An 11,284-nucleotide genomic window follows, 5' to 3' on the forward strand; every position below is an offset into this window, starting at 1 on the left:
TCTCGTATCAGCGCGGTGGCACGGTATTGGGTCGCGGCGTGGCGGCGCTTGGCGGCGCCACGTTGGTGGTCTGCCCCACTCGGGTTCGGGCATCCGGGACAGGATTCGCCGTCGGACGCGGGTCGGCGGTCGGACGCGGATTCGGGGCCGGTACGGACGCCGACGGGGTCGGGGTCTGCGGGGTCGGGGTCTGCGGAGTCGGGGGCTGCGCCGTCGGGGTCTGCGCCGTCGGGGTCTGCGGTTGTCCGGCGTCGTTCTGCGCGCCGCCGAGACCCACGGAGTCGTCGACCTTGCTCTTGTCGATCTTGTCGACGGGATCGGGCTCCGGATTCAGGTCGGGAAGCGGATTTCCCGCCGCTGGAGTCGGCGTGCCGCGCAGGTGGCCCTTGCCATCCGGTCCGACGATGATCTCGGCGGAGTCGGTGGCCGGTCCCATGCCCTGGCGGGCAGCAGCCTTCGCCAGTGCCGGCGCGGAGTCGCCCGCGTCGACCTGCTGTTTGAGGGCATCCGCCGACGCCTGCAGCTCCTGATTCTGCTTACGCAGGGCGTCGATCGCATAGGAGTCCTGGGCCGACTTGGTGGTCAGGAAGAGGGTCAGCGCGAGGGCGCCCAGGACCAGGATCAGCACCGGCGCCACCAGCGGCATCCCCGCGATACGACGTCCGCTGACGGGCAGCCTGCTTCCGGAGAGCTCGCGGCGACTGCGCCGATCAAGCGCGCGCTGAGCGGACTTGGAGCGCGAGGCGCGTGCGGTCCCCGCCGATGCCCCACGGCCGCGGCCGCGACGCCGAGTGTCCGAACCCGCGTCGGCCCCGGCAGTGGCGCGTGTGTCGACCAGCGTCACCGTGCTCCCCTTCCATCCTCTGCGATCCGTTCGATGGCGCGGATCCGAACCGGCGCGGACCGCGGGTTCGCCTCGCGCTCACTCGCGTTGGCCTGCTCCGCGCCCCGCGTGATGAGTGAGAACCGCGGCGCCGTGCCCGGCAGGTCCACCGGCAGCCCCGCGGGCGTGGTGTTCGCGACCGCTCGGGCGAAGTCACGTTTGACGATGCGGTCCTCGAGCGATTGGTAGCTCATGACCGCGAGGCGACCACCGACCGCGAGCACTTCCAATGCCGCCGGAACCACCCCGCGCAGCGAATCGAGTTCGTGGTTCACCTCGATCCGAAGTGCCTGGAAGGTCCGCTTCGCGGGATGCCCGCCCGTGCGACGAGTCGCCGCCGGGATGGTCGCGTACAGCAGTTCCACCAGGCGTCCGCTGGTGGTGAACGGCTCCTTGGCGCGCTCCCGGAGCACCGCCGACGCGATCTTGCCCGCGAACCGCTCTTCGCCGTACTCGCTGAGCACGCGGGCGAGCGATCCGTGGTCGTAGGTGTTGAGAACGTCGGCCGCGGTGAGGTCGTCGTCGGCGTTCATCCGCATGTCGAGCGGCGCGTCGATCGCGTAGGCGAAGCCGCGATCGGCCTGGTCGAGTTGCATGGATGAGACGCCGAGGTCGAGCAGGATGCCGTCGACAGATGCGCGGCCGGTCGCGGCTACGACGTCGGCGATCTCGTCGTAGCGATTGTGGTGGAACTCCACGCGGTCACTGAATCGAGCGAGGCGGCCGCCTGCGATCTCGATGGCCGAGGCGTCGCGGTCGATACCGACGACGAACAGGCCGGACAGTCGCTCGAGGAAGTACTCGGTGTGGCCTCCCGCACCCAGGGTGCCGTCCACCAGCACGGCTCCGGATCCGTCCTCGCTCAGGCGAGTCAGCGCGGGTGCGAGGAGTCCGAACATCCGCTCGGCCATCACCGGAACGTGTCCGTGCTCGCCCTGCTGCGATCCGTTCACCCGTGCTCCCTCCCTACCGTGCAAAACGATCTCGGTCCAACGCGCCGCCCCCGCGGCGCACGGAGAACGCGAACTCGCGCTGGGCTTCTTGATGAACCAGCGATGAGGCGGGGTCCCCGCCCGAGCGCACCTGGCGTTGGGGAAGTACGTCAGGGGCGATCGGGCCGAGGCCTCGACTCACCGCAGCGGTCGCGATCTCCGTTTTCAGTTAGTGCTCCGCGAGCCTCGTCAGAGAATCGCGTCCAGAGCGGACGAGCCGGCGTTCGAGAACGCCTCCTCGTGCTCTGCCTGGTAGTCGCGCCAGCTCTGCGCGTCCCAGATCTCGAGATGGTCGTACGAGCCGATGACCACGCACTCTTTGGTCAACGCCGCATACGCGCGGTGCTCGGCCGACAGGTTCACTCGCCCCTGGCCGTCGAGTCGCTGCTCGTCGGCCCCGGCGAAGAAGTACCGCAGATACGCGCGCGCCTCCGGGTCGTTGCGAGACGCCGCCACCGCCTTGTCCGCGATGGCATCAAACTCCTCGGCCCGATACACCGACAGGCTGCGGTCCTGGCTACGTGTCACCATGACGCCTCCCGCCAACGAATCTCGGAACTTCGCGGGCAACGTGAGTCGCCCCTTGTCGTCGAGCTTCGGCGTGTAGGTGCCGACGAAACGAGCCACGTCGACACCTCCCTCGCCCTCCCGGGTTCGGCGAGATTTCAGATCCCCTCACCCAGTAAGACCCACACTACCCCACTTTCCACCACATTCCAGCTCACACACCCCACCCATCCGCCACTGCGCATAGAAAGGCCAGGTCAAGCCCCTTTGGAGCCAATGGATTCTCAGGAAACTCAGGCGCGTCACACCGCCGATCCACGTGTCCAGCGGGACTGAACAGCACTAAAGGTGCAGCTGGGAGTGCCTTACACCAGCCCGTGGGGCGAAGTGGGGAGATCAGGTGGGGAACGGTGGGGATCGGGGGTGGGGAACGGTGGGGACAGCAGAAAGCGGGGCCGCACCCTTCCTTTCGGAAGAGGTGCGACCCCGCTCTAGGAGATCGTCGGACGAGCCGCTACAGGTCCCGGTCGTCGCCTTCGAATCGCTTGTTGAATCGGTCGCCCATGCGCTGACTGAGCGATCCGTGCCCACCCCCGGAGCCGGCCGACTTACCGGCCTTCTTCGACGACGAGCTCGAAGCAGGTCCGGCCGTCGCGCTGCGCCCACCCACGAGTCCGTAGACGGCGGCGCCGAACATGACGAGGAAGCCAACGAAGCTCAGCACTTTGAGCCCGCCGATCTCGACGTCGACCATCAGCCCGCCGACCAACAGGGCCAGTCCGGCGAGGAACCCGAGCGCCACCACCAACCTGCGACGCGCGTTCGGCAAACCAACCTTGTGACGGGTCACGCTCGACACGAACTTCGGGTCTTCGGCGTAGAGAGCGCTCTCTATCTCATCGAGCATGCGCTGCTCGTGCTCGGAAAGCGGCACCGCTCCTCCCTTACTGGCTCATGGGCAGAATGTCGGCAATCCTGTCCGTATACACACATGATACGAGGCAATCGCCGCTACGACCACTATTGCGTCCGGGTTGAGTTCGCCGTCACGCAACGGTGCTGCGGGCAGCCGCCTTGCCCGGTGTCAATTTACCCTGCTCGTACGACAGCAGAGTCGCATCGGCGACATCCAGAAACTCCACGGCACGCCGTTCGACACGAGCACAGAACGTCGGGTCAACGGATTTGACCAGGCCGGCCTCCACGCGGGACCGCATGTTCGACAGGCCGCCGAAGTAGTCGGCGAGTTCCGCACACTCCGGCGCCCGAGCCTTGATTCGACTCCAGGCGTCCGTCGCGCCACGCCGACGACGAACCTTCCCGGTCGGCTCGTAGACCTCCAGAATCGCGCCAGAGGCGCGAATGGCCGCCAAGTAGAACAGCCGAAAGCGTTCGGTGCCGTCGTCCTCGACGGAGGCCGCTTGATCGAACAGCACCTCGGCCCGATCCAAGAGATCTCGACTGCGTTGCACCACGTGAGGATCGACCGCCGCGGCACGCGCATTGCCGACCGCCGGCCGGGCCATCGCGAGGCGCAACTCGGCAGACCGCCGACCGGCCGCTCCCGCTGATCTCGTCATGTCTCATTCCTCCGTGCTCGCTCGGCTCATCCGAACTGATGGCATCACCATCGCAGAGGGGTACGACAATTCCCGTCGGCCGCCCAGGCGAGCCGGACCCTCCGACCAGAAGAACACCAATGACCCGGCGATGTCTTCCCCATCGCCGAGCCACCGGGTTTAACGAACCGATGCGAACACCAGTTCGATAACTGGAAGCTTAGCCGGAGTGATTCGCCGGAAGCAAGGGCAGATAGGCTCCCATGGTTGATGTTGGGTTCTCCACGAGGCGCCCCACCGTTGGACGAAAGGAGGGGCCATGTCGTCACGTCTGGATGCTGCACCGATTCGAATCGCTGCGCTGCCTGCGGACTTCTCCCACCTGTGGCTCGATCCGGCGGTCCACACGTACATCACCGCGATGCACTATCCACGCGGGAGCGAGAACCATCGCGTCCCACTGTGGCGTGACCACATCGCTCGCCCGGGGTGGTCCGCGTACGGGGCGTTCGCCACCCTCTCCCGACTCGAGGCGTTGCGTCCGACCTACTCTCGCCTGCGGGTTCGCCCACCCCTCGCGCACAGTGACACCGAAGCGCTCGTCGGCGTCGCCTACGGGTATCGCGGCGCACCGGACCAGTGGTGGCATCGACAGCTCTACTCCGGCCTGCTCCGTGCGGGTCGACGGCCGGACGAGGCGCGCGAGTTCCTCCGCGACTACTTCGAGCTCACCGAGTTGCACGTGCATCCCGCAGGCCAGGGCCGCGGCGTCGGAGAGCAACTGCTCTCCGCACTACTCGCCGACCGCACCGAGGCCAAGGTTCTGCTGTCCACTCCCGAAGTCCCCGCAGAAGACAACCGGGCGTGGGGCCTGTATCGACGTCTGGGATTCGAGGACGTGCTCCGCCAGTTCAACTTCGTCGGCGACGCCCGCCCCTTCGCCTTCCTCGGTCGACCGCTCCCCTTGGACACCACGACCGCGCAGCACTGACACGACCTGCCCAGTCTTTTCTGCCCAGTCTCTTCTGCCCAGCTTCGTCGAGGCATCTTCTTCGACGCACCGAAGCACCGTTGCCGGAGTCCGTGGCCCCCTTCTGGCACCATGAGGCGGTGACTACGACCCGCCGCGCTCCCGTGCTCGCTCTCGCTGGACTGCTGGCGATGATCCCGCTGCTCAGCGGGTGCCTGACGAAGTCGACGACCGTCGGTGATCAGTTCTCGGGATCGATCATCATCGCGACGTCGCCCGACCAGCATCCACAGAAGCCCACCTTCGACATCCCGGTGTCCCTCAGCGGCCAGGTCTGGTCCACTGACTACCCGGAGGCGGGCGAAGACGGCGCCACCCCGTCGGTGCCCGCGCCGCCGACCTCAGCGAACAATGGTCAGGCTGCGCCATCGCCGGAGGGCAAGGTCGGTTCGGAGCTCTCGTTCGACCGCCTCTCCGCGGGCCAGTTCGGGCAGTTGGGCGACATCGTCGCTGCGGCACTCCCCGACCCCTCCGCAACGGTGAACCTCAAGTCGACGCGCAGCGGAGACATCGTCCGGTTCCGCGGATCGGCGTCGCTGGTGGACATCGAGACCGACAGCGTCTACTTCTCCGTCTCCATCACGTTCGGCGGCGAAGTGGTGGCGACCAACGGCCGTCGGGTCGGCGACAGCACGGTCGTCTGGACCCCGCGCGCCGGACAGAACGCCGACCTCCAGGCCGACGCCGAGTACGCCGATCCGGCCACCGCGGCGGTTCCGAGCTGGGCGCTCTTCATGTTTCTGATCTGCGCGATCATCGTGGGCACCGTGGCCTACTTCGCCTACCAGGCGCGCGATCGTTCGCCGCGCCCCGGCCGCGAGCCTCGCAAGCCGCTGTTCCACAAGCGCCCTGCGGCCGACGCGACCGCCGACAAGCCGACCGGGGAGACCGCCGCGGACACCGAGTCCACGACGGCCGGGTCGCCCGAGTAGCGCGTCAGATCCCGGCGAGTGCGCCGCGGGTGTCGATGCCGATCCGGTCCAGCACCTCGCTGGTGGCCTTGACGAAGTTGAGACTGCAGAAGTGCAGGCAGGGGGCGCCCTCGGCGATGAGCCGCTCCGACATCTCGGTGCACAGATCGATGCCCACCGCGCGGACGTCGGCGCGGTTCTCTTCGGGACCGTCGCCCGCCGCCTTGGCCAGCCGTTCTTCCACGGCAGGCGGAATCTTGCTGCCGGACAGTTCCGTCATCCGCCGCGCCGTGGCGAGCGAGGTGATCGGCATCAGACCCGGAATCAGCGGCTTGGCCGCCTGTTCGGCATCGGTCGCGGCGAGTCGGTCCCGCAGCCGGAAGTAGTCCTCGACGTCGAAGAACACCTGCGTCACCGAGTACTCGGCGCCCGCGCGCAGCTTCCGCACCAGGTTCTCGGTGTCGGCGGCGAGACTCGGCGAACGATGGTGCCCTTCCGGGAACGACGCCACGCCGATGTGGAAGTCGCCGAGTTGGCGGATCAGTTCGACGAGTTCCTCGGCGTACTGGACGCCGTCGGGATGCTTCACCCACTCGCCGAGCGGGTCGCCGGGCGGATCGCCGCGGAGCGCCAGCAGGTTGGTGATGCCGCGGTCGGCGTAGGCGCCGACCAGACTGCGCAGTTCGTCGACACTGTGATTGACCGCGGTCAGGTGTGCGACCGTCAGCAGGGTGGTCTCGGTGGCCAGTTCGCCCGCGATCCGCACCGTGCGGTCGCGGGTGGTGCCGCCCGCACCGTAGGTCATGGAGACGAAGGCCGGGTTCATTCGCTCGAAAGTCCGGGCCGCACGCCACAGCCGCGCCTCGGCGTCGGCGTCGCGGGGCGGGAAGAATTCCACGGAGAAGGGCACGGGTCCGGAGTACGGGTCGGACAAGCGCTCGACGACGGACTGCCCCGCGCGAGCGAGGACGTCGGAGCCGGAGGAGATCGAGTCGGTCACCCGGCCCATCATACGGACCACCCCGAACCGTCCCCCGCCACCGGACCTCGTCCCGGTTGCCGGACCCGTCTCCCGACCGCCCCGCCCGAGCCGACCGGTAACCTTGCCTGTCGTGGTCAACATTGCGCACGTGCCCGCCGCGGTCGACGAGGTGCTGGCGAAGTACTTCGAAGCCAACCGCCCGGCTCTCGACGCCATTTACCCCGCCGTGGCGCACGCCGGGGACGTCCTGGCCGACTTCGCGCTCTCCGGCGGAAAGCGCGTCCGTCCGACCTTCGTGTACGCCGGTTGGCAGTGCGGATCCCCCGACGCCGCCGACGAGGCGAGCGACGAGACCATGGTGCTGCGCATCGGCGCGGCGATCGAGCTGATCCAGGCCTGCGCGCTGATCCACGACGACATCCTCGACCGCTCCGACACCCGCCGCGGCAGTCCGACGGCGCACCGTCGGTTCGAGTCGCTGCACATCGAGCGGGGCTTCTCGGGCGATCCGGCCCACTACGGCGTCTCTGCGGCCATTCTCCTCGGCGACCTCGCGCTGGCGTGGGCCGACGACCTCGTGCACGGCATCGGCCCCGTGGACTGGACCGACATGCGGCCGCTGCCGCGACCGGTCGGCGTGCTGTGGTCGCAGATGCGGACCGAGGTGCTCGGCGGGCAACTCCTCGACATCACCAACGAGTCGTCGGGCGACGAATCGATCACCGCCGCCTACCGGGTGATGGAGTACAAGACCGCCGCGTACACGGTGGCGCGCCCGCTGCAGTTGGGTGCGGCGCTGGCCGGCGCGGACGATGCACTGCTCGCGGGGCTGCATCGCATCGGCCTCGATCTCGGCGTCGCCTTCCAGCTCCGCGACGACGTCCTCGGCGTCTTCGGCGATCCCGCGCAGACCGGCAAGCCCTCGGGCGACGACCTGGTGGAAGGCAAGCGCACCGCGCTCCTCGCGGAGGGCCTGCAGCGGGCGTCGGACGCGGGCAGCGATCTGCTGCGCGCCAGCATCGGGCGCGACCTGACCGACCTCGAGGTGACGGGCGCCCGCGAGGTGCTCGTCGACTCCGGTGCGCTGACAGCCGTCGAGGAGCAGATCGACGCGTGCCTCGACCGCGCCCTGACCGCCATCGACGCGCTGCCGGTCACCGAGCCCGCACGGACCGACCTCACCTGGATCGCGCGGCGCATCACCCATCGGGAGAAGTGAGTCCATGGGAGTGAGTGCGATCGGCGCATCCCGGCACGTCGTCGTCATCGGCGCGGGCCTGGCCGGCTTGACGGCCGCCGCCCACGTCCGGGCCGCGGGTCACGAGGTCACCGTCCTCGAAGCCGGTGCGACGCCCGGCGGGCTGATCCGAACCGAGACCATCGCCGGCCACCGGTTCGACACCGGGGCGACAGTACTCACCATGCCCGAACTCCTCGTCGACACGCTGGGTGTGCTGGGCGTCGACGGTCGGACGGCCCTCGACCGACTCGACCTGCGGCCGGTGGAACCGAGCTACGTGATGAACTACGCCGACGGCACCACGCTGACCGTCCCGCACGACGCCGCCGATCTGCCGGACGCCGTCGCCGAAGCCTTCGGCTCGGAGGCCGCGGCCGGGACGCGCGACCTCCTCGCGTGGCTGCGCCGCATCTACGACGCCGAGTTCGACGTCTTCATCGACCGCAACTACGGCGGCATCGCCGACCTCACCGGGACCGAGACGCGCCGGGCGGCGGCCGAACTGGTGCGCCTCGGCGCCCTCGGCGGTCTGACCGGTGCCGTGAGCCGCTTCGTTGCCGACCCGCGTCTGCAACGCGCCTTCACCTTTCAGGCGCTGTACGCGGGCGTCCCCCCGCATCGGGCGCGTGCGATCTACGCGATCATCGCCGACATGGACATCGGTCGCGGGCTGTCCGCGCCGGTCGGCGGGATGGGGCGGATCGGCGAGGTCCTCGCGTCCGCGTTGGTGGACGCGGGCGTTCGAGTCGAGTACGGCGCACGGGTCGACCGGATCCTCCAGCGAGGCGACGGCACTGTGTCGGGCGTGCTGGTCGGCGAGCGTCGCATCGCCGCGGACGCCGTCGTCGCCACGCTCGAACGCGAGCCGATCGCCGAACTGCTCCGCGATCATCGACGACGCCGCGCCGTCACGTACTCCCCCAGCGCCGTGGTGGTCCACGGCTTGCTGCCGACCCTCGTCACCGAGCAGTGGCGCTCCGGGCACCACACCCTCGACTTCGGCGAGGCGTGGACCCGGACCTTCGCCGAGATCACCGGACGCCCGGGCCGCATCATGTCCGACGGCTCGTTCCTGATGACCCGCCCGGCGGTCACCGACCCCGAGACCTTCGTCGTCGACGGTGTGGAATCCGTGTCGGTCCTGGCACCCGCTCCGAACCTCGCCTCGGCCGATCTCCCGTGGGACCAGCTCGCCGAGCCGTACGTCGCCGAAGTCCTCGACGGGCTCTCCGCGCGCGGTTACGAAGGACTGTCGTCGATGGACGTGCTGCGGATCGACCATCCCCGCACCTGGCTGCGCCAGGGGCTGCCCGCGGGCACCCCGTTCTCCGCGGCGCACACGCTGACCCAGACCGGTCCGCTGCGCACCCCCAACGTGTGGCCGGGCGCCGCGAACCTCGCCGTCGGCGGCAGCGCGACGGTCCCCGGCGTCGGTATCCCGCCGGTGGCCGTCTCCGGCGCGCTGGCGGCGGCTCGGGTCGACGACTATCTTCGCTCCGCCGCCGGACGGAGGTAGGCCTCGATGACGACGTTCCTGCGCCGCTACCCCGACGCCTGCCTCGGATTCCTGGGCGCACTGCTCGTGACCGCGGGCAGCTACGGGTTGTCGGACGTGCCGCGCATCGACTCGACGCTGGCCGACCTCGGGCTGGCGCCGATGACCTACGGGCACGGCAAGACGCTCTCCGGATTCGCCTTCTGGACCGGGATCGCGCTGATGGTGATCGCCTGGGTGCGCATCGGTCGCGATCACGAACGGATGAGCCTGCGCGCCACGGTGGCGACCATCGGCGCCTGGACCGTCCCGCTGATGGTCGCGATCCCGACGTTCAGCCGCGACGTCTACGCCTATCTCGGTCAGGCATGGGTGCTCAAGCAGGGCTTCGACCCCTACACCGACGGGCCGGCGCACAGTCCCGGCCCGATCGTCGACTCGATGGCCCAGATCTGGGCGCCCACCACCTCGCCCTACAGTCCCGGCTTCATGCTGGTGCTGCGCGGCGTGGTGGAAGTGACCGGCGAGAACGTCTTCGCAGGCGTCATGCTGATCCGCATCGCCCTGCTGCCCGGACTCCTCCTGACCCTGTGGGCAGTCCCGCGCATCGCCGCCCATTTCGGCGCCAGCCGTCGCCTGGGACTGTGGCTGGTGCTGCTGAACCCGATGCTGCTGATCCACCTCGTCGGCGGTCCGCACCTGGAACTGCTGATGATGGGATTCCTCGCCGCGGGCGTCGCCCTCGCCTTGACTGGACGCCACGTCGCCGGTCTCGTCGTCCTGGGCCTCGCGATCTCGGTGAAGATCACCGCGGGCATCGCGATCCCGTTCATCATGTGGATCTGGATCGACCACCTGCGCCGCGCGCGGGCCGCCGAGGCCGACCCCGACCGGCCCCTCATCTCCTGGCGCGATCGAGTCGGCGTCTTCCTCGCGACCGCGGCGATCCCGAGCGCCGTGTTCGGGGTGTTCACCCTGCTTCTGGGCCTCGGAGTCGGTTGGATGAACGGGCTCGCCTACGCCTCCCGCATCATCAATCCGTTCACCATCCCGGTGTTCGTCGGCCACATCGTCACCTACGTCGCCGCGCCGTTCACCGTGCTCAACCTGCAAGAAGTTCTGGTAGTGACGCGCACGATCGGGAGCGTCGCGCTCGCCGCGATCCTGGTGTACCTGTGGTGGCGATCGCGGCACGACGAGCGGTCGGCGATGGCAGGCATGTCCTGGGCGATGCTGGCCCTGCTGCTCCTCGAACCGTCGACGCTCCCCTGGTACTACACCTGGGTGGCGTGCGTGGTCGTCGCGTTCACCCTGCCGATGTGGGTACGGCAGGTGGTCGTCGGCGTCAGCACCTTCTACCTGATCGTCTTCCAGCCGGACGATTCGATTCTGTTCTACAAGCCGATCGAGACCCTGCTCGCGCTCGCGCTCGCCGCGCTGGCCGCCGTCTCGCTTCGGAAGCGCGACCCGCTGCGACTGCGCGACTTCGGATCGTTGCTGGTCCGTGGCTGACATCGAGCGCGGGTACCGGCTCGCGGAGGCGATCACCCGCACCGGCGGTCGGACGTATTATCTGGCATCGCGTCTGCTTCCCGAAGACAATCGCCGCGCGGTGTTCGCACTGTACGGCTACGCCCGGATGGCCGACGACATCGTCGACGGGCCCGGCGAGCCCGTCGACCAGG

The 11,284-nt window shown here is 68.9% G+C and carries 12 protein-coding genes; 6 read left to right on the forward strand and 6 right to left on the reverse strand.

Annotated elements, in window-relative coordinates:
* Positions 1-7: 7 nt before the first annotated feature.
* The 5 genes from GX543_RS00490 to GX543_RS00510 form a co-directional block, all read right to left on the reverse strand.
* Complete coding sequence (locus GX543_RS00490) at positions 8-844, reverse strand: hypothetical protein (RefSeq protein ID WP_290849068.1); 837 nt, start codon at positions 842-844, stop codon at positions 8-10.
* The gene (gene rsmH / locus GX543_RS00495) at positions 841-1,836 is read right to left on the reverse strand and encodes a 16S rRNA (cytosine(1402)-N(4))-methyltransferase RsmH (protein ID WP_290849069.1); all 996 of its coding nucleotides are present in this window, start codon (positions 1,834-1,836) and stop codon (positions 841-843) included. The genes GX543_RS00490 and rsmH overlap by 4 nt, the downstream gene beginning before the upstream one ends.
* 228 nt (positions 1,837-2,064) lie before the next feature.
* Complete coding sequence (gene mraZ, locus GX543_RS00500; RefSeq protein WP_290849071.1) at positions 2,065-2,502, reverse strand: division/cell wall cluster transcriptional repressor MraZ; 438 nt, start codon at positions 2,500-2,502, stop codon at positions 2,065-2,067.
* Between the two features lie 394 nt (positions 2,503-2,896).
* A complete protein-coding gene (locus GX543_RS00505; RefSeq protein ID WP_290849073.1) occupies positions 2,897-3,316 on the reverse strand; it encodes a DUF3040 domain-containing protein in 420 nt (139 codons plus the stop codon).
* A gap of 112 nt (positions 3,317-3,428) precedes the next feature.
* Positions 3,429-3,962 carry an SAV_6107 family HEPN domain-containing protein gene (locus tag GX543_RS00510; RefSeq protein ID WP_290849075.1) on the reverse strand — a complete coding sequence of 178 codons (534 nt, stop codon included), beginning with the start codon at positions 3,960-3,962 and terminating at the stop codon, positions 3,429-3,431.
* A gap of 298 nt (positions 3,963-4,260) precedes the next feature.
* Between GX543_RS00510 and GX543_RS00515 the strand changes: the two genes are divergently transcribed.
* Together GX543_RS00515 and GX543_RS00520 are read left to right on the forward strand one after the other, a co-directional pair.
* Entirely contained in the window at positions 4,261-4,932 is a 672-nt protein-coding gene (locus GX543_RS00515; RefSeq protein WP_290849076.1) for an N-acetyltransferase, read from the forward strand.
* Positions 4,933-5,051: 119 nt separating this feature from the next.
* A complete protein-coding gene (locus tag GX543_RS00520) occupies positions 5,052-5,903 on the forward strand; it encodes a hypothetical protein (RefSeq protein ID WP_290849077.1) in 852 nt (283 codons plus the stop codon).
* A 4-nt stretch (positions 5,904-5,907) separates the two neighbouring features.
* Here the strand turns inward: GX543_RS00520 and GX543_RS00525 are convergent, their stop codons facing one another.
* The gene (locus tag GX543_RS00525; RefSeq protein ID WP_290849083.1) at positions 5,908-6,891 is read right to left on the reverse strand and encodes a methylenetetrahydrofolate reductase; all 984 of its coding nucleotides are present in this window, start codon (positions 6,889-6,891) and stop codon (positions 5,908-5,910) included.
* Positions 6,892-6,994: 103 nt separating this feature from the next.
* On the opposite strand from GX543_RS00525, the gene GX543_RS00530 reads away from it, so the two are divergent.
* The 4 genes from GX543_RS00530 to GX543_RS00545 all read left to right on the forward strand — a co-directional run.
* Positions 6,995-8,083 (forward strand): polyprenyl synthetase family protein, encoded by a 1,089-nt coding sequence (locus tag GX543_RS00530; RefSeq protein WP_290849078.1) that lies wholly within the window; start codon positions 6,995-6,997, stop codon positions 8,081-8,083.
* A 4-nt stretch (positions 8,084-8,087) separates the two neighbouring features.
* Positions 8,088-9,620, forward strand: a complete 1,533-nt coding sequence (gene crtI, locus GX543_RS00535) for a phytoene desaturase family protein (protein ID WP_290849079.1) — start codon at positions 8,088-8,090, stop codon at positions 9,618-9,620.
* A gap of 6 nt (positions 9,621-9,626) precedes the next feature.
* Positions 9,627-11,111: a polyprenol phosphomannose-dependent alpha 1,6 mannosyltransferase MptB gene (gene mptB / locus GX543_RS00540; RefSeq protein WP_290849080.1), complete on the forward strand. Its 1,485-nt coding sequence runs from the start codon at positions 9,627-9,629 to the stop codon at positions 11,109-11,111.
* Positions 11,104-11,284, forward strand: a 181-nt coding sequence (locus GX543_RS00545) for a squalene/phytoene synthase family protein (RefSeq protein ID WP_290849081.1), incomplete at its 3' end; no start/stop codon positions are given. The genes mptB and GX543_RS00545, both read left to right, overlap by 8 nt.

It is taken from the genome of Gordonia sp. (in: high G+C Gram-positive bacteria) (assembly GCF_012515855.1).
Lineage (GTDB): Bacteria > Actinomycetota > Actinomycetes > Mycobacteriales > Mycobacteriaceae > Gordonia.